This window comes from Marixanthomonas ophiurae (assembly GCF_003413745.1).
Taxonomy (GTDB): Bacteria; Bacteroidota; Bacteroidia; order Flavobacteriales; family Flavobacteriaceae; genus Marixanthomonas; species Marixanthomonas ophiurae.
The window spans coordinates 2214508-2238780 of the sequence record NZ_QVID01000001.1; the positions used below are offsets into that span (position 1 = coordinate 2214508).

At 36.4% G+C, this 24273-nt stretch carries 23 protein-coding genes; 3 read left to right on the plus strand and 20 right to left on the minus strand.

Annotated elements, in window-relative coordinates; genetic code table 11:
- Positions 1-7: 7 nt before the first annotated feature.
- The 13 genes from DZ858_RS10155 to mnmE form a co-directional block, all read right to left on the minus strand.
- Entirely contained in the window at positions 8-1684 is a 1677-nt protein-coding gene (locus DZ858_RS10155; RefSeq protein WP_117159435.1) for a hypothetical protein, read from the minus strand.
- Complete coding sequence (locus DZ858_RS10160) at positions 1668-3560, minus strand: McrB family protein (RefSeq protein ID WP_117159436.1); 1893 nt, start codon at positions 3558-3560, stop codon at positions 1668-1670. The genes DZ858_RS10155 and DZ858_RS10160 overlap by 17 nt, the downstream gene beginning before the upstream one ends.
- Positions 3544-4620: a DNA cytosine methyltransferase gene (locus tag DZ858_RS10165; protein WP_117159437.1), complete on the minus strand. Its 1077-nt coding sequence runs from the start codon at positions 4618-4620 to the stop codon at positions 3544-3546. Before DZ858_RS10165 ends, DZ858_RS10160 begins: the two co-directional genes overlap by 17 nt.
- Positions 4613-5473, minus strand: coding sequence for a DNA-methyltransferase (locus DZ858_RS10170; protein ID WP_117159438.1), 861 nt, complete (start codon positions 5471-5473; stop codon positions 4613-4615). Before DZ858_RS10170 ends, DZ858_RS10165 begins: the two co-directional genes overlap by 8 nt.
- A gap of 1 nt (position 5474) precedes the next feature.
- Positions 5475-5801, minus strand: coding sequence for a helix-turn-helix domain-containing protein (locus DZ858_RS10175; RefSeq protein WP_117159439.1), 327 nt, complete (start codon positions 5799-5801; stop codon positions 5475-5477).
- Positions 5802-5896: 95 nt separating this feature from the next.
- Positions 5897-7630, minus strand: a complete 1734-nt coding sequence (locus DZ858_RS10180; RefSeq protein ID WP_117159440.1) for a DUF3987 domain-containing protein — start codon at positions 7628-7630, stop codon at positions 5897-5899.
- Positions 7627-8511, minus strand: coding sequence for a BT4734/BF3469 family protein (locus DZ858_RS10185; protein WP_239990754.1), 885 nt, complete (start codon positions 8509-8511; stop codon positions 7627-7629). The genes DZ858_RS10180 and DZ858_RS10185 overlap by 4 nt, the downstream gene beginning before the upstream one ends.
- A 10-nt stretch (positions 8512-8521) precedes the next feature.
- Entirely contained in the window at positions 8522-8818 is a 297-nt protein-coding gene (locus DZ858_RS10190; RefSeq protein WP_117159442.1) for a helix-turn-helix domain-containing protein, read from the minus strand.
- Positions 8815-9117, minus strand: coding sequence for a helix-turn-helix domain-containing protein (locus tag DZ858_RS10195; RefSeq protein ID WP_117159443.1), 303 nt, complete (start codon positions 9115-9117; stop codon positions 8815-8817). Before DZ858_RS10195 ends, DZ858_RS10190 begins: the two co-directional genes overlap by 4 nt.
- Positions 9118-9302: 185 nt before the next feature.
- Positions 9303-10286 carry a DUF6617 family protein gene (locus DZ858_RS10200; protein WP_117159444.1) on the minus strand — a complete coding sequence of 328 codons (984 nt, stop codon included), beginning with the start codon at positions 10284-10286 and terminating at the stop codon, positions 9303-9305.
- Positions 10286-11380 (minus strand): site-specific integrase, encoded by a 1095-nt coding sequence (locus DZ858_RS10205; RefSeq protein WP_117159445.1) that lies wholly within the window; start codon positions 11378-11380, stop codon positions 10286-10288. Before DZ858_RS10205 ends, DZ858_RS10200 begins: the two co-directional genes overlap by 1 nt.
- Before the next feature lie 7 nt (positions 11381-11387).
- Positions 11388-11810, minus strand: coding sequence for a helix-turn-helix domain-containing protein (locus tag DZ858_RS10210; protein WP_239990755.1), 423 nt, complete (start codon positions 11808-11810; stop codon positions 11388-11390).
- A 165-nt stretch (positions 11811-11975) separates the two neighbouring features.
- Positions 11976-13412, minus strand: coding sequence for a tRNA uridine-5-carboxymethylaminomethyl(34) synthesis GTPase MnmE (mnmE, locus tag DZ858_RS10215; protein WP_117159446.1), 1437 nt, complete (start codon positions 13410-13412; stop codon positions 11976-11978).
- A 101-nt stretch (positions 13413-13513) separates the two neighbouring features.
- Between mnmE and DZ858_RS10220 the strand changes: the two genes are divergently transcribed.
- Both DZ858_RS10220 and DZ858_RS10225 read left to right on the plus strand, forming a co-directional pair.
- Positions 13514-13900 carry a DUF4870 domain-containing protein gene (locus tag DZ858_RS10220; RefSeq protein WP_117159447.1) on the plus strand — a complete coding sequence of 129 codons (387 nt, stop codon included), beginning with the start codon at positions 13514-13516 and terminating at the stop codon, positions 13898-13900.
- A 28-nt stretch (positions 13901-13928) separates the two neighbouring features.
- Entirely contained in the window at positions 13929-14417 is a 489-nt protein-coding gene (locus DZ858_RS10225) for a hypothetical protein (protein WP_117159448.1), read from the plus strand.
- Positions 14418-14421: 4 nt separating this feature from the next.
- Here the strand turns inward: DZ858_RS10225 and DZ858_RS10230 are convergent, their stop codons facing one another.
- The 7 genes from DZ858_RS10230 to DZ858_RS10260 form a co-directional block, all read right to left on the minus strand.
- Entirely contained in the window at positions 14422-16704 is a 2283-nt protein-coding gene (locus DZ858_RS10230; RefSeq protein ID WP_117159449.1) for a TonB-dependent receptor family protein, read from the minus strand.
- A gap of 12 nt (positions 16705-16716) precedes the next feature.
- Positions 16717-18006 (minus strand): PQQ-dependent sugar dehydrogenase, encoded by a 1290-nt coding sequence (locus DZ858_RS10235; RefSeq protein WP_117159450.1) that lies wholly within the window; start codon positions 18004-18006, stop codon positions 16717-16719.
- 189 nt (positions 18007-18195) lie between these two features.
- Positions 18196-19314 carry a DNA polymerase III subunit beta gene (gene dnaN, locus DZ858_RS10240; protein ID WP_117159451.1) on the minus strand — a complete coding sequence of 373 codons (1119 nt, stop codon included), beginning with the start codon at positions 19312-19314 and terminating at the stop codon, positions 18196-18198.
- A gap of 109 nt (positions 19315-19423) precedes the next feature.
- Positions 19424-21103 (minus strand): gliding motility-associated ABC transporter substrate-binding protein GldG, encoded by a 1680-nt coding sequence (gene gldG / locus DZ858_RS10245; protein WP_117159452.1) that lies wholly within the window; start codon positions 21101-21103, stop codon positions 19424-19426.
- A 1-nt stretch (position 21104) separates the two neighbouring features.
- Positions 21105-21821, minus strand: a complete 717-nt coding sequence (gene gldF / locus DZ858_RS10250; protein WP_117159453.1) for a gliding motility-associated ABC transporter permease subunit GldF — start codon at positions 21819-21821, stop codon at positions 21105-21107.
- 145 nt (positions 21822-21966) lie between these two features.
- Positions 21967-22263 (minus strand): putative quinol monooxygenase, encoded by a 297-nt coding sequence (locus tag DZ858_RS10255; protein WP_117159454.1) that lies wholly within the window; start codon positions 22261-22263, stop codon positions 21967-21969.
- Positions 22264-22370: 107 nt separating this feature from the next.
- Positions 22371-23201, minus strand: coding sequence for an SAM hydrolase/SAM-dependent halogenase family protein (locus tag DZ858_RS10260; protein WP_117159455.1), 831 nt, complete (start codon positions 23199-23201; stop codon positions 22371-22373).
- Positions 23202-23309: 108 nt separating this feature from the next.
- Here DZ858_RS10260 and DZ858_RS10265 point away from each other — a divergent pair, with 108 nt between their 5' ends.
- Positions 23310-24263: a PhoH family protein gene (locus DZ858_RS10265; protein ID WP_117159456.1), complete on the plus strand. Its 954-nt coding sequence runs from the start codon at positions 23310-23312 to the stop codon at positions 24261-24263.
- The last annotated feature ends 10 nt before the right edge of the window (positions 24264-24273 follow it).

Sequence of the window (24273 nt, forward strand, 5' to 3'; positions counted from 1 at the left end):
ATTAATTTCATTCAAAATTTTCTAAAAGTTCAAAATTATCTAAAAATGGGGTTAAACTATCGTCCTTTGCGTGCTTGGCTAAAATTAATCTGCTATCTACAGTCGTGATACATTTACCGTTTAGTGATTTAAAATTATCTCTGATGTAATCGGCTTTTTGTTCTTCTGCAATAGTTGATTGATAGAATGTGAACTGACTTAATTGAGGGTTGTTGAAGTAGTCTATAAAACCACTTCTAAAAATGTTTTTTACTTCCAATTGGAATTTCTGCAAACTGGTAGGTGTGTATGCCGTATAGGCTTTGAGAACAAAAAGGAAATTGATAGTATACTGATGTACAAACAGCGTATCACGGTCAAAAAGCCTGTGTTTCCAATGGTATTTACATTCTGGTTCTTCATTTAAAACTTTTATTTGGTGATCATTATAATTGGATTCATTTTTAATTCGACCGTATATAAAAAAATTAGGGGTAATGTTGTAGCCTTCAGTCAAGTTATCTCGATATCTGACTCTAGGGTTATGGTATTGCCCAGTATCGTTTAATAATTCAATATTGTAGAGAATGATATTCTTTGCATAAGTAATCTGTTTGTACTTAGAAAATTTTCCAGCTTCCCTATCAGTTTTATAGTATTTTGAATCCCCGATAAAAAAGATGTTGCTATTGTCGATGATGGACTGGTCTTCATAAATATGGTCTATAAGTTTGCCATCCTCATTTTTCTTTAAATGTTGTATGTCACTGTCACTTGCCACTTTATCTGTAAATAACTTGTCAATCATATCTTCAAATATGATGTTGTAGTTATTCACACAGATATATTCTTCTTTGTCTTTTTTACTGCTTGCCTTGCTGTTGTTTGTAAAATAGAGTTCGCACAGCTGATACATTCTTCTGAGTGTATCATTGAAATAGCGATATTTTATTTTACGCAACTTTGATAACCCATATTCATTTGCGCATAGTCGGTCAAACTTGATTCCTGTTATGAGGTTGTAGGACTTATCAATCTTTAGATTTAGTTGATGCGCTTGATTGAGTTTTTTAAGAATTGAGAAGTAATAGGTTATGAGTTCTTCTTCTACATTGCGCACCTTTCTCTTGTTACGAATGCCTAAATAGACAGGCATACCCGATGCAGTCATTAACGGCAATCCTTTCCGTACCGTTTTTTCCCATTTCGGTTTAGTAACCTTATTAGTCACCTGCTCTATGTGGTGCTGTAAGATGAAGTTTTTGTTTTTCTTATAGAAATTGGTAAAGGCTAAAACAATGTCGAGGTATGAATAGTTATTGTTTCCAATATTAGTATTTAACTCAAAGGTTTTGGATGGATTAAGTAAGCTGTTCTTTTCCCATCTGCGGTTGTATTCAATAAGACTGTTGTAAAAATATATGGATAGTTCACGTAACCATTGTAGGTCTTGGTCGTGTTTTACAGAAGTATCTTTAAGCGCATCGTACAACTCCTCAGTACTCTTATCAAATATGGTAGTTGTACCATCTTTCATAAAAACCTTTGGTAACATAAAGACCAATTCATTGTTTTTATAAGAGTGGTAGTAGCCAACCGATTTGATTACTCCCTTATTTCCAGTCTGTTTGTAGAATTTGAAGTCATCAAAGAGGGGTTCCAGCTTTGTAACCGGATATTCTTGTTCCTCAATTAATAACTTCATCTTGTTGCTTTTCTTGACCGTTTTGAGGTTGTTCTGCTATTTCTACATTAATCCGCTCCAGTAGTGCTATAAGTTTGTCTAAACCTTTTGACTTGATAGGAAAGTAACTTTCATAGGCTTCATTTTCAGCAAAGACATTGTTCTTTTCATCTTTGAATACGTCATTCCAGAGATAGAACAAGACTTTGTTTACAAAAGCTTCTAATGTTATTGCACCGTCTGCATTAGGTTTGATAAAGTAATTACCAATGCACTTATCCATACCAAGAGTAGGTTCATTTTGTATGTGCTCTGTATTGATTTTTGAAATGAAATCATTCCATCTGAAACTTCTGTTATCGTCAAGTTGTACTGTATAGGAATAAGAAGGGTTAGATTTTCCTTCCTCTGTTGTCTCATCGTAGCAAATAGGTATGTACTCCCAATCCCATCGTCTTTTAAATGCACTATCCATTGGAAACAGCGATTGGTCTGATGTGTTCATCGTTGCGTAGATGTACAAATTACTCGGTAACTTCAGTCCATTTTTAAGCCCATCGTGGTCTGTTCCCAATTCTTCTTCTAAATACTTTTGAAATTCATCCGATGGCGTAACCGTATAATTGGCATCGCGGTCTAATAATTGGAATATGTCGCCAAAAATCTCTGCACAATTACCACGGTTAATTTCTTCTATTGCAAGGAAATATTTGTTTTCACTCTCAATGTTTTTCCATGCTTTTACATAGATGTTAGCAAATGCCTGTGGTACAAATTTGTATTGGATGTCAAATTTGCCATCATCACCTTTTACTGAGATAGGTTTATACCCACCGACAAATGATGCGTAATCAAAATCGGGATGAAATGTGATACGTTCCTTTTGCTCTTGCGGAACTCCTTTAAGAATTTGGTCAAGTTTATAGGATTTCCCTGTTCCTGGTGCTCCGTAAAAAATTTTGTTATTCATATTTTTTGATGGGTTAAAGGCTATATTATCATCAGCATCAACTGGTGAATTGTCTATATTAATTGACGTTTCTTTTGGGGATAGATTTAGTGCAGTTTTTACTCGCTCGAAATACTTAGAAATGCTTTCTTCATCCGTATCATCTTTTAACGTAAAATCATTACCATCATATCGCAAGTAAAAGTGTAAATTATCCTTTACAACACTATTTAAAACTCTTAATGGACCAACATCCTCTTTTTCATCTCTTCCTACTACCTTTAGCCCTTCACTTAAATGTGCATAAATGCCTTCTTGCTGAAATATAGTTTCTTGACCACCTTGTCTAATCTTAAAAGTAGCTTCTTCCGAAAACGCTGTTAAAAGTTTGGATACCTTTTCCTCAGTTGCACCTGTCTCTAAATTACTGCCTGTTAGTTGATTGAAAAGAAAGTTTTTTGCGGATGTATTTACGTTGACAAGGTCACCTTTTAAAACTACGTCTATAATGTCAAGATTAGTAGAGAAGTTCAAAAGTTTGCTATACCGTTCACCACCTGTTCTTTCAGCAGTATTCCCTCGGTCTGCTACAAAATTTATCTCACCGAGCTTCCAATATAGCTGCAAAGCAACTTGTAAAGATTCTAAATGTTGTTTGAAGAGTGGTGTACTATTTAAATTAGAAATTAAAACAGAAGCTTCTATATCAGCTTCACCCAACTGGTCTTGAAAAAATTCAGCAATTGGTTCTTCCAAAGCAGTTTTCAGCTTAATTGCTATTTTTCCAACATTGTCATATTCTTCAGCATATTCAAGGCTACTAATATCCGATACTGCATAAATTGCATATAGACCCGCAAAAAGCTGATTGCTTTGGGGTAGGGAACATTTTATACCTAATCGAAGATTAAGTTCCTCACGAGGTGTTATACTATTTGGTAGTTGCATAAGCTGTTTCGTTGTCTAATTTTATAATCTTTGCAATTTCAGCAGCCAGTAATGGCGGTACGGCATTACCTACTTGTTTCATTTGATTGGTTTTGGAACCATAAAAGACGAAACTATCTGGAAATGATTGTATGCGTGCTGCTTCACGTACTGTAAGACATCTATTTAGAATAGGGTGTGTAAACAAACCAGAAGAAGGGGTGTCAAATCTCGTTGTAATTGTAGCAGCAATATCATCTTCTTTTAACCTTGACCAAGTACCACTATATATAGATTTTGTCCTATGCTCCGGTGGTAACACTTCCTTGCCCTTTCCTTTTGGAATAAGGCTTAGTCTTTCCAAAGCAACTTTTGAATGATTTGTAGCCACGTGATTGTGCAAGACCTTTGAGCCATTGCGAAGTTTCTTTTGAAATTTCGTTGTTGCTAATTCTATATAGATAGACTCTTGAGTTCCTTCACCTGAATTAATAAAAGGTAGGTCATATATAGCTTCTTTAACAGTTACTTTCTTATTCTTTACTTTAGGAAAACTAAGTTTTTCTTTTCCAAGAGAGCCTACAAAAAAAGCACGTCTTCTATTTTGTGGTACGCCATAGTCGGAAGCATTCAATACATCTGCATTGACTTTATACCCTAAATCCTCAAACCCTTTAATGATTTCATTCTTAAAAAACCCGTTTGCAGTAGTCAAAATATTGGGTACGTTTTCCAAAACGAAATACTGTGGTTTAAAAACTTCAACAGCATCTATGAATCGCTTGAACATATAGTTCCTGTCATCATTAACACTCAATCGTTTTCCTTTTTGGGAAAATCCTTGACAAGGTGGTCCACCAACAACCACATCTATTTTGCTGTGGTTTTTTTTCAACTCTTCAAAATCAATTGTGCTAATATCCTGACTGTACATCTTTGTTGAAGGATGGTTTTTTTGATATGAGAGTGCAATATCTTTGTCATATTCAATAGCAAACTCTACATCAAAGCCTTGTGAAATAAAACCTTGTGAAAGTCCACCTACACCAGAGAATAAATCTGCTATAACCAGTTTACTCATTGATAATTCTTTTTTTAGATAATTCGTAATATTCTTCAGATAACTCTATGCCAATAAATTTGCGTTTTAATCTATGAGCAGCTACACCAGTAGAGCCACTACCCATAAATGGGTCTAACACTACATCATCTTTGTGCGAAAGATGTTCTATGAAGTGCTTCATTAATTTTAAAGGCTTTTGCGTTGGATGCTTACCAAACTTTTTTTCCTTCGCCGTGGTAAGTGATGTTTCAATAAAATCGTGAACCATTTTTCCATTATTATTAAAAACACCAGACGTGTCTTTGTAGACAAAATATACCCAAGCTTCAGTAGAGTTTACAAAGTGAATATTCATATTTCTAGGCATCGGATTTGTCTTATGCCAAATGCCAGTTGTTTTGTAATAGAACCCGTATTTAGTGGCAAGCTTAATAATGGTTTCAATCTTGATTAATGACATAAACAATAAGAGTGAACCACTCTTGCGAAGTATTCTCGCACTTTCCTTAAAGAAATTATCCATCTCAATTTCCCAATCATCTTGAGAGAGATTATCCCACCCAGCGTAAGCAAATTGATTTTCGCGCATCTTAACAAGATTCGTATTCCTTCTGTGCATAAACTCGCCTAAATTATAAGGTGGGTCCGTAAGGATTAAGTCAACAGAATTGGAATCGATGAACGAAAGAAAATTTGTACAATTTCCATTACCTAACAAACAATTGGGGGCAATGGACTCAAAAGTGATATCCCTATTAGTTGATGTTACTAAAAACTTATCTTCCAAGTTGTTTTCATCTAAATAACTGAACAAGTCTAAACTTGGTTCGCTGACGAAATACTCAATGTATTCTGTAGGATATGTTAACATATTATATATTGAGTTTAGCTTGTTTAGCTGAGTTTATTTTAATGTATTTTACCTTTTCTTCGGCAAGCTTGAGTGTGTTTTCATTGCAGGCATTTTCAATAAGTTCGTTTGCGATTTTCTCTGCAAAAAACTCAGACTTTAATATCTCTAAGTCTAAATTGAAAATGTTAGCTATTACAGGTAAATAGCCTGCATCTAATAACTTTTTACCGTTTTCAACTTTGCTCAATGCGCCAGAATCCATCCCTAACTTAGCACCCATTTGGGTTAGGGTAAGTCCATCGGCTTTACGCAAGTCTCTAAGGTATTCACCAATTGCTTTTTTCATCTTGAAATAAATATCTTGCTAAATATATCTTGACGAAAATAACAAAAAAACAAAGAAGAGAAAAAACAATAACTACAAATTTGATAATTATATTTTTATTTCGGCTTCAGATATTCATTATACTTGTCTCTGTGGATTATACCCGATTTTACAAAGTTTGTAATGTAGCCCTCAGCTGTTTTATGCGGAATTTTAAGCTTACTCGCTACTTTTAAATAATCTTGCCTCGTAAATTTTATGGCTAATTGCTCTAGAAACCTTTCTTTTTTGTTAAGTCGCTTTTGTGTTTTAGGCTCTATAGGTAAATCATTAAATACCTTACTGCTATGTTTTACTAGTATTTCAATCATCGCAATAGCGTTTTCAAAATCTACATCTTCACACTTCTTAATTTTATTTACATCGCCATCTTCCATAATTCGCAAGCCTGTAAAAAGCATTGTGAAGCGAAACGCGATTAGGCCTAAGCGTCTTACCGTTGCAATATATTCTTCAGGTTGCAAGTTGATATATTTAGTTTGTAAGGCTGTAAAAAACTCGTTGAATTGCTGTTGTTGCTTTCGCGAAAGCGTCACTTCAATAGGCGGATTGTTTTTGAGGGTTCTGTATAGTCCTAAAAAAACCTTGCCCAGTTGCTCATAATGTTCTTCCAAACCGACTTTGGCACGTTTGGCAAATACATCTTTCCAGACTGGTTTGATGTTCATATAGTAGAATATAAACCTGCTGAATAAGCCGTTTTCTGCATTAGGAACTAATGCTGCTATTTGTTTAGGTGTACCTGATAACACCGTAGATAAACAAGGGTTTTCAATATCTACATATTCGCGATCTGTTCTGCGGTAATAGCTAATTGTTTCGTGATGAAATGCTTTTCTAAAACCATCGCTATAATTACCGTAATCACTTTTAAAGGCTTGCGCTAAAGTGTCGCCTTCGGTTTCAAACATCAACCCGCGTCCTTCATTATTAGAAATCAACTGATACACTCCTGTCACACTATTGTTTGCAGGAATAAACAGCATACGTTCTGGCGGTTTACCTGGTTTCTCAAGGTTTTCATTCTTGCCCTTATTCATATTGTAGGTAGCCATTTCGCTCTCATACTGCTGTTTAAGGGTTTTGGATTGTTCACGATGTAGCTTGTGGATAGGGGCAACCAACTTTTTAATTTGGTTAAGCTTTCCTTTTCCTGCGCTTGCTGGTGCCGTAACAAATAAGTATAGATTGCTGTACACCTTGCGTTCATCATAAATGCCAAACAGATTAGGAAAACAGGCACTAAAAGCGGTTAGCGCACCCAATAACATTATGTCCTTTTCCTCATTGCCGTTTGCCGGCATAACTAAGTGTTTTATAAAATCAGGTATCGTATCATATAGGCTATCAGGAAACGTAGGTAGTTTCTCTTTGGTTGCTTCTGCTACCGGTAAGGTTGCAACCTCTGTTTGCGGCCGTTGCGTTTTTATACCTGCTTGATGTGCATAATGATAGAATGTTGCAATCGTTATACCGTGCCCTTTGGCATTCAGGCATTTTGTGTATTGCTCGTCACATTCCTTTTGGTCGTAACCTGAATAGTTACGGCTAATTCTATGATAATAGTCTCTACCTTGTTCATTGTATGCTTCCGCAAAAGCGAAACCTATATCACGCCATCTTGCATAATCGGCAGTAATATCTGTGCTTGATTGTTCAATGGCCGTGATGTACCTTTCAATATCATTGCTATCAATGGCAACCGTAGAGGTTGCTTTTTGGGTTGCCATAGGTTGCTCTGCAATCTTTGGTTGCTGCAACCAGTCTTTAGGATTGAAGTTCTTCTTCATAATAATTGATGTCTTTTATGTAAGTAGGCATTAGCATCGTGCGGTAAAAAACAGGCTCTGGAAACGTCTTTTCCTGATGCGTCAACCTCAAGGTTATATGTATGTTTGATGTAATTTGTAATTGCCAAGAAGTTTTCTTGGTGCGTAAATTCGTCCACCTCAATGCGGATAATCCATTTTAAGCCATCGCCAGATGGCGAAATGAAGAGCATTTCAGTCTCGAAATAGTCATCATTAAGCAGTTGTTGCCTGACTTTTTCTATGTCTTGCAAGTGGTCAAAATCAATCGTGATGAGGTTGGAATGTCTTTGTAAAAACTTGTCATTTCTTCTCTCAAACACGCCTGAGAATGTGACGTAGTCAAAGCGATTAGCTTTGAATTTGCGTTTTTTCTTACTATCTTCGATTGCCCTAAGTTCCTCGGTTATCCCTTTGTATTTATCGCTAATAATCAGTTGATGAATTTTGCCCAACTGCAAGGTTTCCAAAGGAAATACATTGCGTACTGGTGCTTTGAAAAAACTACAGTCCGTGTACCAAGTGTTATCCGGTTCATCCAACCAGCTTAATTCATCATCTTCCTCAACCATAAGATCGAGATGCAAGGCATCGTTAATTTTGTTCAGTAATTCGTCCTCTGTTTTAGTTTCAAAATAGGACTGTGCAAAGTCGAAGGCATCGCCTGAGAAACTTTTGTATTCTGTATCGCTGTGAATGGCGTTGTTATTTTCAATGCGAATTGATAAGGTCTCCTTATCTGCATTAAAAGGGTTACGCGTTATCCCGCACGTCCTTCCCGAAAAGGAAAGGACGGTTGTATCGGGATAGAATTGTCTCAACACATAGGCATATATCTTTATGCCATAATGTGTTTTTTCCAAAATGTTCTTTCTACTTAACTCCATCACACTTAAAATTTGGGTTATAGTAATTGCTTTGAAGTAGTTTCTCTATATCAGAAACCTTGTAGTAGAATTTGCCTTTTACTTTGCTATAAGGCAACGTGCCATTTTTGCGAAAGGTTTGCAACGTTCGCTTACTGATATGCAAAGTTTGTAGCACATCTTGGTTATCAATCCACGAGTCTTTTAATCGCTCTGCTCGTGATTCTTTTAAAAGCTGGATGTAGGCTTTTATGTACTTTATTTCCTGTGAGAGTGACAGGATGAGTTCAATTATCTCTTTCATAACTGCACCTTTCCTTTCTTTATTAGATAATCGGCAGCTTGCTGCTCGATTTCGTCCCTTGAGTCCATACGGTTGCGCAGCAACCATTGATCAAGTTCCTCTCGTTGGAAATAAATTTTCTTGCCGTTAGGCTTGTAATGAGGTACTGCGTTCGTACTTGTCAATTTGTACAAGTGAGACTGCGATAATTCCAAATAAGCACAAGCTTCATTAAAATTGAGTACCGTTTTTTGCATTGTCTGCTGTTCTGTAAGCAGTTTTTCAATGCGGTTTAATTGTTCTTTAATGTTCGTGTCCATCTTCTTTATGGATTAAATTGAAAAAGGACATCAGCGCTAATGTCGCCCTTGTTCGTCAAGGACAGTACATAGGTAATTCAAATAGAAACGGATATGAATTACGGAAATGGAAACGCAAATAAGCCGTTGAAAAACAACGGCTTACAATTTAAAATGGAAATGGTAATTGGAACTAAACCAATGAATTACCGAATTTTATTTGGTAGGTTTTTTAGGATGTATTCGGTACTTATTAAGTCATTGCGCTCTGCATCATTGTTCTCAAAAGTTTTAAATTGCTTTCGAGCATCGGTATTGTAGCGATGGTTTAGGAATCGTACTATATCAGTCGATTTAATCCGCTTAAAAGGATCAGTTGTTATCTTATTGAAGTAGTCTTTCTCAATAAACAGGAAATAGATGACGCCCAATACTGATTTGTTTTTATGCTTGGTGTTGGGAATGAAATTGTAATCCTTATCGATAATATCGGCTTCAAACATCATTTCTTCCGCTCTTGCTAAACTCTTTGAATGCTGCACAATATCTTTATAGGCAAGTACCTTATCTTTGGGTTGTCTGTGAGGCAAGTCGCTTTCGATTGCATTGAATGCCGGCTCAACTGCTCTTTCTTTGATTGAAGTTTTGCCGATTTCCGAAGGCTTAATTTCGAGTTCATCCAAAACCTCATTAAAATGATATTGATAGATTTCCTCAGTAGTAAGAATATCTTCATCTCCATATTTTCCAAATCGTTCCTGAAGCTCTAAATAGAGCCAAATCATATTAGCCTTTAAATACTGAATTATAAATGTATCCTCGTTGCGGATGGACTCGCGAGAATGTGCATATTTGTCGATGTAGCTTTTTACCCGTTCAAGGTTTGAATGATGCTGATTGAACAGCTTCTGGTAATTAAAAACATGTTCTTCCTCTATGGCGTTTGTAGGGAAGCTTGAAATAATCTCATTGAACTTCTTGTTAGCTTCTTGGTCGATTAAGTTTTTGTAGTACTTGCGTTTGTCGCCTAAAGCTCTTTCTGGAAACTCAATCATAAAAAGTGGCGCTTGCTTGTACTGCATCTTTACATTTTGGTTGCGGACTAATTCTTTAAACTCTCTGTCGGTTCGTTTATCCCTATGCAGTCCTTTAGTAATTGATATGAGCGATGCAAAAACGTCTGTTATCATTATAAATCGAGTTTTATACGGTTAGACGCCTCACGTTTTTTATCATCGATAACTTTAGCATAAATCTGCGTCGTGCGCAGTTCTTTATGTCCTAATAGCTTGGAAACTGTATAAATATCTGTTCCTAAAGTGAGTTGTAAGGTTGCATACGTATGACGAGCGCAATGGAACGTTATCGTTTTACTTATTCCTGCATTCATCATCCATTGCTGTAGCTTTAGATTTGTCCAGGCACTATAATGTAAGCCAGGTAATACTAAATCATCATCATTTCCACGTTCGCCTAACAATTCAACAGCTTGGTCTGAGATAGGAAGGGTTTCTGCTCCTTTAGTTTTTTTCTGTCTGAATCGCACGTAGTAACCTCTTTCTTTGGAATGCTGTATTTCTGACCATTTCATTTTTTCAATATCAGACCAGCGTAAGCCAGTAAGAGCAGAGAAAATGAATGCCTTTTTGAGTTGTGGCAATTCACATTCAGTATTTACTGCTTTTTGAAGTTCTTCCAGCGTGAGGAACTCTCGCTGTGGTTCACCTTGTTTGAAATTAGAAACACCATTTGCAGGATTGGATTTTAAGATGCCATCTGCTACGGCTTGCTTTAAAGCTGCATTAAACTTGCCATAATAGGAATACTTGGAATTTTGAGATAGTGGCTTGTTTGCTCTTCCAATTGCCTTTTTATCCAGATAGTCTTTAAAACCTTCTACAAATTCCTTGTCGAGGTCTTGAAAAGTAATATCTGTAGGGCGGTATGCTTTGAAATGTTTTAACATACTGTACCAATTACCATAATTACCTGAACTGGTATTTTTCTTTTCTGCCAATGCCGTGATGTAGGTAGTAAAACTGCCTTTAAGCTTCTCAATGTCATTAAAGCCGTATTGACCTTGCTGAATTTCAACTTGGCGTTGCGCCCAGATAGTTTCCGCTAACTCGCGTGTTTTCTTATTAACGGTGCGCTCATTTTTCGTTTTCGGATTCTGAATGAGATACAAGCTGAGGTACTCAGTCTTGCGTTTGCCTTTATTGTAGTAGTCGAGGTATAAGGCTATTTTTCCGTTTTTCTTGCGTTCTCTGAGTGTGACTTTCATAAGGCTACTAATTAAAAAGGTTTTCTATCTGGTGACGGGCAACAATATGTTTTCTACCAAATGGCACAGCTTTAAGCTGGCCACGCTTAATCATTCTTTGAATGGCCCATCTGCTAACACCTATCAGTTTAGATGCATCGGTGATGCTTAAAAAATCCTTGTTGGATAAACTGTCTGCTGAAACTGTTATGGAATCCTGTGCTTCTTGATTTGCTTTAGTTTCTTGAAGCGCAGCATCAACTTTCTCTTTTCTCTTTCGTGCCTTGTAAGCTTTCTTAGCACAACTGTCGCCACAGTATTTGGTTACGGTTGTACGTGCTGTAAAGAGATTACCGCAATGCTGACAGGTTTTTGGGATGTAAAGATTACTGCTCATAAATGGTGCATTATGTAGCGTTATGGTGCAACGTGGGGCAATATGGTGCATCATTTCGCCTTGTTTCCTAAACCTGATAATTGGGCAACAAATACCTTTAGCAGGCAACAGATATACAACAAATATAGCTTAAAAAAAGCAAAAAGGCAACAAAAAAGAAGCAATAAATAACACGTAATACCTTGTATAACAAGGAAAAGCTAATAAAAGGAAAAGTAATTACTTCCCGATGCAAAAGTTAGCGAAAATGTTTCCCAAAAGCTCATCATTGCTTATTTCACCGGTAATTTCACCAAAGTAATACAACGCCTGACGAATGTCTATTGCCATTAAATCACTGCTTAAATTACTATCAATACCTTGTTGTACTTTATGAATTTCTTCCAATGCTTTTAATAATGAGTCGTAATGACGCGTATTGGTGACAATGGTTTCATTATTTCGAAGTGCCCCGGTATTTACAAAATCAAATAGAGTCGTTTGTAGTTCTTCAACGCCTTCGCCTGTTTTTGCTGAAAGAGTCAATAGTTGGTAGTTGGTCGTGGGTAGGGTTTTGGTTATTTGTTTTTTGAATGCGGAACGGTCTGTTACGTTAAGTTCATCTATTTTATTGGCGATAACCAATAAGGGTTTCTGCGGAAACCGGTTTTTAATCTTCTCTACTTCAACTGAAATAGATGAATATTTCTCTCCCTTTGGGGGAGATGCCCGAAGGGCAGAGGGGGAAGCTTCAAATAAGTAAACAACCACCTGCGCCTGTTCCATTTTTTCAAAGGTCTTTTTTATGCCTAAGCCTTCAATAGTATCGGTCGTTTCTCTAATTCCAGCAGTATCAATAAATCGGAAGCCTATGCCGCCAATGGTAATTTCATCTTCAATGGTGTCACGCGTAGTACCTGCGATGTCGCTTACAATGGCTCTTTCTTCGTTTAGCAATGCGTTTAACAACGTAGATTTACCAACGTTGGGTTCGCCTACAATGGCAACAGGAATCCCGTTTTTAAGCACATTTCCCGTAGCGAATGAGTCGATCAAGCGTTTTAAAACGTGTGTGATTCGGGTAATTAATTTCTGAAATTCGTCCCGGTTGGCAAATTCTACATCTTCTTCAGCAAAGTCTAACTCTAATTCAATTAAAGATGCGAAGTCTAACAATTCTTGTCGCAGTTGTTTTATTTCTGAAGAAAATCCGCCGCGCATTTGTTGAATGGCCAACTGATGCGAAGCTGCCGAATCACTACTTATTAAATCGGCTACTGCTTCAGCTTGGCTTAGATCCATCTTTCCGCTTAAAAAAGCACGTAGGGTAAACTCACCTGCTTGCGCCATTCGGCAACCGTTCCGAAGGCATAATTGGATAATCTCTTGTTGAATATAACTACTGCCATGACACGAAAACTCTACTACATTTTCGCCTGTATAACTGTTGGGGTTTTTAAACACTGTAGCCAACACTTGGTCGATTACACGAGTATCGTCCATTATATTACCTAAATGTACGGTGTGCGTTTTCTGCTTCGTTAAATCTTTCCCTGAAACTGAGGCAAACAACTTGGCAGCAATGGTAATGGCATCGTTGCCTGAAAGTCTAATTATGGCAATGGCTCCTGCACCTGAAGGGGTGGCTAATGCAACGATTGTATCTGTGTGTGTCATAGACTGCAAAAGTACATAATTCCTTTTTTCGATTGGTCTGTGTGTAACATTTTATCACTTTTCACTACTTATCTAGTATATCAATCAAAATCATTCAAAAAATGGAAGTAATCAATCCCACACCACAACAAGCCGAGTACACCACGGCAAAACGAACCGACAATCAATTATTGGTCATTACACACGTTTCACAACTGCTAACCTATGTCACAGGATTTGGCGGACTAATAGTACCGTTAATTCTTTGGCTTACTCAAAGGGACAAAGTAGTAGGAATGGACGAGCATGGAAAAGCCATCGTTAATTTTCAACTGACTTTAATTCTATTGACTATCATAAGCATTCCGGCCATATTGTTATTAGGCTTAGGTATTTTAATGCTCATTTTTATAGGTATTGTTGCGTTTGTACTGCCTATTGTAAACGCGGTACGCGCCAGTAATAATGAATCGCCAAGCCTTTTTATGACCATTCGGTTTATTTCGTAATAAAAATGACTAATAGATAAATTTTAAGATGAAACTAAACTGGAAGAAAGGAGCATTTTCAAACAGATATAAGCTGTATTCCAATGGGAGGGAAGTAGGCGAACTTGCGGAAAAAACCTTTTCTTCAAATGCTATTGGAATACTTTTAAATAAGAAGTTTAGGTTTGAAACTAGTGGCTTCTTGAAACAAACAACCAATGTTATTGACATTGAAAGCAATAAAAAAGTAGGGGAAATTACTTATAATGGTTTTTGTTCAAAAGCTACGGCCACTTTTAACAATGATAGTTTTGTTTGGAAATATGAAAATGCATGGAATACCAAATGGAGCTTCAATCAAAATGATAAAAAGTTAGTAACATCTTCAGTTTCATTTTCAAGCGGCACAGTAGAATCTAAAACCGAAGAAGCAATCTATTTGTTAACAGCTTTGTTTATAGATACTTATTACAGAAAAATGGCTGTCGCAGCAATAATTGTCATTTTTATACCTATTTGGATGGCTAGTTTTAACTAGGTTTTTAAAAAGTATATTGAATTTGTAAACTACTATAATAATTACGAGGTAAACCAGGGTAGTAGTACCGAGGTTCACTTCCACCAAAACCAGAGGCATTAATTAAAATTGAGGAGGCATACATTGAATTAGTTACATTATTAATGCCTGCTGAAAGCCGGATATAAAAAGCATCTGCTATCGCCTTTTTATATTCGGCTTGTATATTTAATAGGTTGTATGAATTACTATACAGCGAGTTGCTATCGGTTATTGGCTGACTCCCAATGTGTCTAAAGTTTGAGGAAATATCTATCCCTGAGTTGTGATAAACTCGTATTCCTGCGGTTATCTTTTTATCAGGCACACCCGTGAGGTCATTTCCTGAAAAATCATCTGCTTCATCTACAAAATCAAGAAACTTGTGAAAATTAAATTCTGCATTTATAAAAGGATTAATTTCAAAACCTGAAGCTATATTAAAGCTATAATTTGCCTGAAACTCCAAACCGCGATGATGTGTCTTACCAGCGTTTCTACCTATAAATTGATCATTGCCCACCCGTTCAGCCACCAAAAGATTGGATATAGACAATAAATAAGCGGCAGATTGTAAGTGTAAATTTCGGTTGAAGAAATATAAATCGGCTCCTACTTCATAATTCCAGCCGGTTTCGGGACCAATGTCTGGATTTATAATTCCCTCGGGTGTTAAGGTTTCTTCTAGACTAGGATAATTAAACCCTTTACTAATATTTCCGTAGAAAGAAGTATTTGACGATGCCGTATATAATATATTTAGGTTTGGTGCTACAATAAGATCAAAATTTCTATTGGCAGATGTATTTTCGCTTCCTGTATTAAAAGCATCGGTATAATCATAGGTAGTTTTATTTACATTTACGCCAATTTCTGCTTCAAGAGTAGCGGTAAGAGGTAAAATGGTAGTAGTAAAAACGTTTAATTGCTTTCTGATTTCTTTGTTTTTACTAAGTAAACCACCTTCTAAGCTACCTTGGCTGTTATTTTCTTCATATAAATTTTCAATTGTTTTCCATCGGTATTCATCTTGATACCATTCACCTCCAAAACTTACGGAGGCTTGTCGTGCGTTAAAAGTGAACGATTTGGCAAATACTGTTCTGGCACCATAGCCATTTGTTATTTCATCTAAAATATTAAAGGGGCGTGGCTCATAGTGATCTGAATACGTATAATAGATGCTTGTGTTATTGCTGAAAGTTTCCGAAAATGTACTGGAAAAACTAAGACCAGTTACCGTTTGGCGGTTGTCTTCATAGCCCTTAGAAGCATCCCAAGTAAATGCAGCTTGCGTAGGATCTTCAGTAAAATCTGTCAATGCTAACGAGCTTGGTATTTGAGCGTTGTTGTTAAGGTGATTAACTAAAAAAGAAATACTGTATTTATCATTAAATTGATAGTCTGTGTTCAAAAAATAGCTATTCCGGTTGTACCGACTGTTATCCCGATATCCGTCCTGTTGTAGGTGATCGTAATTAAAATTAATGGAGAGCTTGTCTTCTTTAATAGCAGCGCTCCATGTCTTCTTAAATAATCCATAAGAGCCTACTGTTACTGTATTTGAAACGTTAGCTCCGTTTTTCAGAAGTTCTTTAGAGTTAAGCAATAAAGTTCCGCCAAGGTTGGTTCCGTATTGCGTAGCCTTCGGACCTTTAATAATTTCAATATTCTGTATGTTGTTAGCATCGTAAGTATCGATAGCCGTTTCGCCTACACCGTTGGTAATAGGAATTCCATTAAAGTAAGCTCGTATTTTATTAGTACCATACAATGTTCTAGAACCTACACCCCGGATGGTGATTCGATTGGTATTAATGGCTCCTTGCTGAATATAGACCCCAGGTGTTTCATTAATTGCTGAAACCAAATCTACCGGGCTATAAGCTTCAATAGTTTCTGAAGAAATATCTGAAGTAGGCACAAGTACACCACTTTCTTTTTGAAACTTGGAAGCCAAAATAACGGGTTCCAATTGTTCGGTTTCCTTTATTCTTTTCAGAATATAGGTTTTACCTGTTTCTGAAACAGTGATCATTTCGGAATAAAAATCAGGATGCTGAAGCATAACTGTAACAGGAAGCTCAATTTCTGAAGAAAAAGAAAATGCTCCATTTGAATTTGTGCTAACCATTAAAGAGTCGCTAACCCTTGCCGAAACACCTTCAATTGGTATGGTATTTTCAGTTATAACAATACCAGTAATTTGGGCCGTACTATTAAAAAAGACGGCTATAAAAATAACCGTCATAATGTGTTTTTTCTGCATAGATATTTTCTGTTATTGGTCGTAGCTTACTTTCCAAATGGTGTTTCCGGTATCGTCATTTACCAATAAAGCTCCGTCTGGAGTTACCGTAACACCAACTGGACGTCCATAGACGTTTCCTTCTTCTTCATTGGCGATAAAACCACCGAGAAAATCTTGTTGTTTACCAGCTGGTTTTCCATTTTTAAAAGGAACAAACGTTACTTTGTACCCTGAAAATTTTGAACGATTCCAAGAACCGTGTTGGCCAATAAAAGCACCATTTTTGTACTTTTCTGGAAATTGGTCACCCGTATAAAAAGTGAAACCTAGAGAAGCGGTATGTGGTCCTACTGAAACATCAGGTACAATTGCTTTTGCAACTAACGAATCTGCTTTTCCTTCCATTCTAGGATCTTCAATTTGACCAAAATAGGAATAAGGCCAACCATAAAAACCACCTTTTTGTACACTAGTTATATAATCGGGAACTAGATTATCACCTAACTTATCACGTTCGTTAACAGCTGTCCATAGATCACCAGTAATAGGATTCCAGTCCATCCCAACAGGGTTTCGTAAGCCACTTGCGTATATAATTTCGCCACTACCATCTAGATTCACTTCGAGAATGTTAGCACGTCTAATTTCTTCTTTCATTCCGTGTTCGCCAACATTACTAGCTGATCCCACCGAAATATAAATTTTATCTTTTTCATCATTCGTAATAATGTTCCGTGTCCAGTGATTGTTATAACCTCCAGCGGGAAGTGAAACAATTTTAGCCCCTTCTACATCTTTTAAGGAAGTTTGACCTTCTTTATACGGATATTTGTAGAGCCCGTCGGTATTAGCTACATAAAATGCATTCCCTATTACAAGCATACCAAACGGTTGATTTAAGTCTTCTAAAAATGTTTCTCGCACTTCAAATTCACCGTCTTTATTTGTATCACGAAGCAATGTTATTTTGTTGGCACTGCTTTTGGTATTTGATTCTACCACGAAAATATCATTGTTAGGCGCAATATATGTCCAACGTGGGTTGTCAAAGCCATCTGCAAATTTTGTTACAGTAAAACCTTCAGGAGCTTTTGGCATTGTATTTTCCGGCCAATCCACCATATTGTATAACTTCGCTGTAGACTTAGTAGCATACGGAGCTGGTAAAACAATATCGCCAATAGCAGTTTGTACCGTATCGGCTGTATATTCTTGAGCGGCTAAATCAGAATCAGATTCTGCTTTCTTTTCAGCAAATTGTTGCTTACAAGAAAGAAAAGCGAGACTAATAGCAAGGGTAATTAGAGTAAGTTTTTTCATAGTGATTTTCTTTTCCCCTTAAAATACTATGAAACTTTCAGAAAAGTAGTCTAGGATGGAATAGTTTAAAGTTTATTTAACTGTTTCAGCGATGTAAATTAAAAAATCCACAGTCCTAAAGATATAGGAATGTGGATTTTTATATTCTTTTCTTAAGAAAATTTTTGCTTGTCGAGCGGAGTCGAGACGTTAGTTATTCAACATAACCGGCATAACAAGCATGGTTACTTGCTCACCTTCATCAAGTCCGTCAACAGGCGTTAAAATTCCGGCGCGGTTCGGTAAAGACATCTCTAGAGAAACAACATCGCTCGTTAGGTTATTCAACATTTCGGTAAGGAAACGAGAGTTAAAACCTATTTGCATATCGTCGCCTTGGTAATCACAGGTTAAACGCTCTTCTGCTTTGTTACTGTAGTCAACATCTTCAGCAGAAATATTAAGCTCAGATCCTGCTATTTTTAAACGGATTTGATGTGTAGTCTTGTTTGAAAAGATGGACACACGACGTACCGAGTTTAAAAACTGATTGCGATCAATACTGAGTTTGTTCGGATTTTCCTTCGGGATTACCGCTTCGTAATTAGGGTATTTTCCATCAATTAGGCGACACACCATTTCGGTGTTTTCAAAAGTAAACTTCGCATTGCTTTCATTATATTCAATAGTCACTTCTTCTTCACTGCCAGCCAAGATGCTTTTTAGTAAATTTAGTGGTTTTTTAGGCATAATGAATTCAGCGTTTTCTGTGGCTTTTAAGTCCTCACGAGTATATTTTACTAATTTGTGAGCATCGGTTGCTACAAAGGTTAATCCTTCCGAAGAAAATTGAAAAAATACTCCGCTCATTACAGGACGAAGGTCATCGTTACCAGTTGCAAAAAATGTTTTATTAATAGCAGTAGCCAACACGTCTCCTTGTAAAATTGTAGAAGATGGGTCGTTTAATTCCACTGCATTAGGAAATTCTTCACCATCAGCATACGCTAAGGCATATTTACCGTGGTTACTGCTTATTTCTACCGTGTTATTTTCTTCAACTGTAAAGGTTAACGGTTGCTCTGGAAAGGTTTTTAAAGTATCTAACAACAAACGTGCAGGGATGCAAACCATTCCTTGTTCACTGCTTTCTACTTCCAGTTTTGAAGAAACTGTGGTTTCTAGGTCGGATGCTGAAACGATAAGCGAACTCCCATCTAGGTTAAACAAAAAATTATCTAAAATAGGAAGCGTATTATTGTTGTTAATAATGCCTCCAAGTACTTGTAGTTGTTTCAGTAAATACGAACTCGATACGATGAATTTCATTCTCTATATTTTGTGGAAATAGTTGATTTTCAATTTCAGCTGAATTGTATTCAGCATACATACAAATATATCTGAAATGCGACGGTTTTGAAAACTAATTTATTAACAGTTAACGGGTATAGCGACGTTTTCTGAAATATTGAAAGAGAATTCCGAATATAGCTAGTAACCCCAACGGTAACAAGATGTTAACAAGTTGCCATTTCGTGCGTTGCTCTGCTGTTTTTTGTGGATCAAGAAAAGGAACGGCAATATCCTTGCTACGAATGTTTATAAGTCCGCTATCGTCAAGTAGGTAATTTACGGTATTCAATAAAAACTCCTTATTTCCGTAGAATGTTTGGGTAAACTTATCGAAGCCTAACTCTAATGGACGGCTGCCATCTAATTGGTTTTTTATAAGATCACCATCACTTACCACCACCATTTTAGTTGGCACAGAGGTTTTACTATTTTCTGAATATTGAAACGGTTTTACCCTGTTGGTAAATGCAGAAGGGAATTTACCTTCTAATAAAACAGCCAACGGTTTTTCACCTGCTTTGTATTGCGAAGGATTTGGGCCTTCGTTTACTGTTTTTAAATTTTCGGGTATTTCAATGTCGAGGTCTATTTCGTAGGGAACGCCAATCACTTCGGTTATGGGTGAAGTGGAGAGTAAAACGGTTTTGTTTATCTGGTTTGGAAGCGTATCAATTGTGCTGGCATAGTCAAATTTTACTGCCTCAATATTAGTAACAATGGGATGGTTATTAGCGCTACTACTCAACGGATTAAAAAACCAAGGATAGCGACTGTATTGTGATTCTCGTTCACTTCCTTGCGCTAAGACAATAGGAGCGGAGTACACATCTTTAACCAAATTAGGGTTTATGCGTAAACCATATTTAAAGAAGAAATCGTTTAACCCAAGATCTTTTCCAAAGGCAAAGGTTTTTCCGCTTACACTATCTATTTTATTTTCAGTTGCATCAATAAGCCATAAAGAACGACCACCGTTCATGGTGTATTGGTCTAAAATATATTTTTCAGAATCGGAAAAAGCCTCAGTAGGCTTAGCGGCAATAATGAGGTCAAACTCTGTTAACGCTTGTAAGGTTTTATTTGGCGAAACAGCAGCTGAATCTAATGTGAAAGGAGCTAAATAGTAATAATCTTTAAGTGTAGACAAAAAATCAGCTACATAGCGATCTCCTAATTCTTTATTTCCTTTTAAGATGGCAACCTTTCGTTTTTTGGGGTTAACCAATTTGTTAAAACCATCAGCAAAAGCATACTCTAGGTTTTGTATAGAATTATTTACACGTTCTTGCGTTGTGGTTCCTAATTGGTTTTTCAGCAATGGGATGGCAACACTTTTTTCATTGTAATACGCCAAGGCCCAAGGGAAAACGGTTTCGGTACTTACTTTTCCGTTTTCGCGTACTTCCACTTGAGCTCCCATCATCTCGCGCTTAGCAAATTCTTGTTGCAAAGACTGTGGATCATCAACTTCTAATGGATTGATAAATTCAAACTTAATATTTGGGTTATAGGCAGAAAACTCTTCTAATAACTGTTTGGTTTCAGCTTGCAAACGGTTGAATTCTGCAGGGAAATTACCTTCTAAAAAAACATCAATTACAATAGGTGATTTTGCAGTCGCGATGGTTTTTTTAGCAGCTTCAGAAAGCGTGTATCGCTTATCCTGAGTAAGATCAAAACGTTTATAAACGTACGACGAAACTACATTTACAACGATAAATGCAAATAGCGCTACAACGATATATTGAATGGCCTTTTTATTCATATCAATTACGTTTCTTTAACTTTAATATTGTAAATGATATAAAAAGGGCCGAAATACTTAAAAAATAAATGATATCCCGTGTATCGAGTACGCCACGAGCCACGCTGTCAAAATGAGCTTTCATCCCTAAGGTTTCAATTGGGAAATCGATACCTAAGTTGGTAATCCCTTCAAAGCCATAATACAATGCAAAACATAAAAAAACTGAAATAATAAACGCTACAATCTGGTTTTGCGAAAGCGTAGAAGAGAACACGCCAATTGCAGTATAAGCGAGTACTAAAAAGAGCAAACCAATATAGGAGCCTAACGTACTACCTACATCCCAATTACCGGCTGGATTTCCTAATTGTGAAATTGTAATAATATAGAGTAAAGTTGGTAGCAGCGCTACAGTGATAAGAATAACAGCTCCAAAATACTTGCCTAATACAATGTTTTTTAATGAAATAGGCTTTGTCAATAATAATTCTAACGTGCCCATTTTTATCTCATCGCTAAAACTCCGCATCGTTACTGCAGGAATAAGAAATAAGAGTACCCAAGGTGCTAATTGAAAGTAAGATGATAAATCGGCAAAACCGGCATCGAGTATATTATAATCTCCAGTAAAAACCCAAAGAAACAAACCGTTAATTAGCAGAAATATTACAATAACTAAGTATCCAATCGGGGTAGCGAAGAAAGCTGTTATTTCACGTTTTATTAATGCGGTCATTTATTTATTTTTCATTATCGGGGCTTCGATACTATTCCGAAGCGCTTTGCTTTCGGAATCACTCAGCCTCCTTTTGTTCGTTATAAATTAGTTTTCACAGGTGTCTGAGTGTCCCGACGCAAGGAGGAATGTATAAGGCACAGCGTCAATCCAAACTATACAACGTATCCACACTCCAAGCTGCAGCTTTTGCTTTAAATTTTGGTTTTGTTTCTGCCCAAACGCCTTTAAATAAATCGCTGTGACGATAGGCTTCTAAATCTTCTTCTTTCTTCCAACGGCTGTAGGTGAAAAAGATTGTTTCATTATGTTTATCACGATACAACTCTAAAAACTCACAACCGGGGAAGGTTCTTATTTTATCTTTTATGGTTTCAAAATTAGCAAGAAAAGCAGGGATTTCCTCTTCTTTAAACTCCATTTTTACAATTCTTGTGAACATGATATTCTTTTACTTAATTTGAGAAAACTTTCTTGTAATTAAGGTTACTGAGCGGAGCCGAAGTACCTTTTTTACATTTTTAGTTAACATACAACTTTTATTACTTTTCAATTAAAATTTATAGATATCGTATCCCAATATTCTAAACCAAATAGGGTAGAGGCACTACCTACAGTACTTGGGTTACTTTTATAGATTGCCAACTCTAAATATTTTGATGAATTCCAAAGAGCTAATTTTTTTCCATCTTCCTCTCGTTTATCTGCAGGGACATCAAAATTAATGGCATCACTATAGTTTGTAAATATACTTTCGAAAGTGGCTCGTCGTGCTTGAATAGTAAATTTACGCCCTTTACCCACTTCTTCAAAAAAGGATTTTGTGATGTTACTTACTACATTTCCGTAGTTATCAATATATATAACGTTTCCTACAATTTGGTTATTTTCACTGTTTACAACGGGTTGAAGACCTCTAATTTCTTTTATTTCAGCAATTGACTTGCCAATAACATCTAATGTTCCGCCTCGGGCTATGTGACAAGCAACTTTTACAAAGACATCTAAAACGGGAAAATTAGTTTCTATGCGGTCGTGAATATTAATTTCAACGATTTTTTCAGGTTTAATTTCTGAAGCTAACATGGAAATAATTCCATTATTAGCACAAATAAAATAATGACCGTCTAAATAAACAGCGATATGTTTATTTTCAGGGTTTAATTCTGAATCTATTCCTATTAAATGTATAGTGTCTTTCGGGAAACTACGATATGCGTTTTGAATTATATAAGCAGCTTCCGTAATATGGAAAGGAGAGATAGAATGCGAGATATCAACAATTCTCACATCAGGTAATTCACTATAAATAGCACCTTTTACTGCTCCTGCAAAGTGATCTTTCTCTCCAAAATCAGTAGTAAGGGTAATGATGGGCATTGTCGATTGTTGATATTTTGTTAAAACAAGTACTACAAAAATAAGGTACTTTTGTTATAGGAAAAACTATATTTACACTTAGTATAAAATCTTATAAACATTCTGCTTTTGAACGAACTTATAATTGAATTGACCGAAGTAAGTCCACGTGAATTTTTTGGGCTTCAAAATGCAAATATTGATCTACTTAAAAAGTTTTTTCCGAAACTTAAAATTGTTGCTCGCGGAAGCAAAATTAAAGCTTATGGCGATGAGGAAGTTCTTGAAGAATTTGACAAACGGATGAACATGTTGTTAGAGCATTTTGGTAAATACAATAAAATTGACGAAAATGTAATTGAGCGTGTATTGCAAAGTGAAAGTAGAGATGATTATGAAACTCCTGTTAGCGCTGGTGAAGTTTTAGTTCATGGTGTTAGTGGAAAGTTAATAAAAGCCCAAACGGCCAATCAGCGTAAATTGGTAGAATTGATGGGTAAAAACGATATGGTCTTTGCTGTAGGGCCTGCCGGAACAGGTAAAACGTACACTGGGGTTGCTTTAGCAGTAAAAGCCTTAAAAGAAAAGCAGGTAAAACGTATTATATTAACCCGACCCGCTGTAGAAGCCGGAGAAAATTTAGGTTTTTTACCAGGAGATCTAAAGGAAAAGTTAGACCCGTATATGCAACCGCTCTATGATGCGTTACGTGATATGATTCCGCATGAAAAACTAGAATCACATATAGAAAAAGGAGTCATTCAAATTGCACCTATGGCATTTATGCGTGGGCGAACATTAGACAACGCTTTTGTTATTCTAGATGAAGCCCAGAATACCACTCATGCACAAATGAAAATGTTCCTTACCCGAATGGGGAAAAGCGCTAAGTTTATGATTACCGGGGATCCCGGACAAATAGATTTACCGAGAAGGGTTATCTCAGGGCTAAAAGAAGCCTTATTGGTTTTAAAAGATGTTAAAGGTGTTGGTGTTATTCATTTAGATGATAAAGATGTAATACGACACAGACTTGTTAAAAAAGTAATCGCAGCTTATAAATCCATTGAAAACGTTGACTAATTAATTATTT

Excerpts from the sequence above, each read along its gene's own strand:
- DZ858_RS10155 (WP_117159435.1), bottom strand. The coding sequence starts at position 1,684 with ATGAAGTTATTAATTGAGGAACAAGAATATCCGGTTACAAAGCTGGAA.
- DZ858_RS10160 (WP_117159436.1), bottom strand. The coding sequence starts at position 3,560 with ATGCAACTACCAAATAGTATAACACCTCGTGAGGAACTTAATCTTCGA.
- DZ858_RS10165 (WP_117159437.1), bottom strand. The coding sequence starts at position 4,620 with ATGAGTAAACTGGTTATAGCAGATTTATTCTCTGGTGTAGGTGGACTT.
- DZ858_RS10170 (WP_117159438.1), bottom strand. The coding sequence starts at position 5,473 with ATGTTAACATATCCTACAGAATACATTGAGTATTTCGTCAGCGAACCA.
- DZ858_RS10175 (WP_117159439.1), bottom strand. The coding sequence starts at position 5,801 with ATGAAAAAAGCAATTGGTGAATACCTTAGAGACTTGCGTAAAGCCGAT.
- DZ858_RS10180 (WP_117159440.1), bottom strand. The coding sequence starts at position 7,630 with ATGAAGAAGAACTTCAATCCTAAAGACTGGTTGCAGCAACCAAAGATT.
- DZ858_RS10190 (WP_117159442.1), bottom strand. The coding sequence starts at position 8,818 with ATGAAAGAGATAATTGAACTCATCCTGTCACTCTCACAGGAAATAAAG.
- DZ858_RS10195 (WP_117159443.1), bottom strand. The coding sequence starts at position 9,117 with ATGGACACGAACATTAAAGAACAATTAAACCGCATTGAAAAACTGCTT.
- DZ858_RS10200 (WP_117159444.1), bottom strand. The coding sequence starts at position 10,286 with ATGATAACAGACGTTTTTGCATCGCTCATATCAATTACTAAAGGACTG.
- DZ858_RS10205 (WP_117159445.1), bottom strand. The coding sequence starts at position 11,380 with ATGAAAGTCACACTCAGAGAACGCAAGAAAAACGGAAAAATAGCCTTA.
- DZ858_RS10210 (WP_239990755.1), bottom strand. The coding sequence starts at position 11,810 with ATGATGCACCATATTGCCCCACGTTGCACCATAACGCTACATAATGCA.
- mnmE (WP_117159446.1), bottom strand. The coding sequence starts at position 13,412 with ATGACACACACAGATACAATCGTTGCATTAGCCACCCCTTCAGGTGCA.
- DZ858_RS10220 (WP_117159447.1), top strand. The coding sequence starts at position 13,514 with ATGGAAGTAATCAATCCCACACCACAACAAGCCGAGTACACCACGGCA.
- DZ858_RS10225 (WP_117159448.1), top strand. The coding sequence starts at position 13,929 with ATGAAACTAAACTGGAAGAAAGGAGCATTTTCAAACAGATATAAGCTG.
- DZ858_RS10230 (WP_117159449.1), bottom strand. The coding sequence starts at position 16,704 with ATGCAGAAAAAACACATTATGACGGTTATTTTTATAGCCGTCTTTTTT.
- DZ858_RS10235 (WP_117159450.1), bottom strand. The coding sequence starts at position 18,006 with ATGAAAAAACTTACTCTAATTACCCTTGCTATTAGTCTCGCTTTTCTT.
- dnaN (WP_117159451.1), bottom strand. The coding sequence starts at position 19,314 with ATGAAATTCATCGTATCGAGTTCGTATTTACTGAAACAACTACAAGTA.
- gldG (WP_117159452.1), bottom strand. The coding sequence starts at position 21,103 with ATGAATAAAAAGGCCATTCAATATATCGTTGTAGCGCTATTTGCATTT.
- gldF (WP_117159453.1), bottom strand. The coding sequence starts at position 21,821 with ATGACCGCATTAATAAAACGTGAAATAACAGCTTTCTTCGCTACCCCG.
- DZ858_RS10255 (WP_117159454.1), bottom strand. The coding sequence starts at position 22,263 with ATGTTCACAAGAATTGTAAAAATGGAGTTTAAAGAAGAGGAAATCCCT.
- DZ858_RS10260 (WP_117159455.1), bottom strand. The coding sequence starts at position 23,201 with ATGCCCATCATTACCCTTACTACTGATTTTGGAGAGAAAGATCACTTT.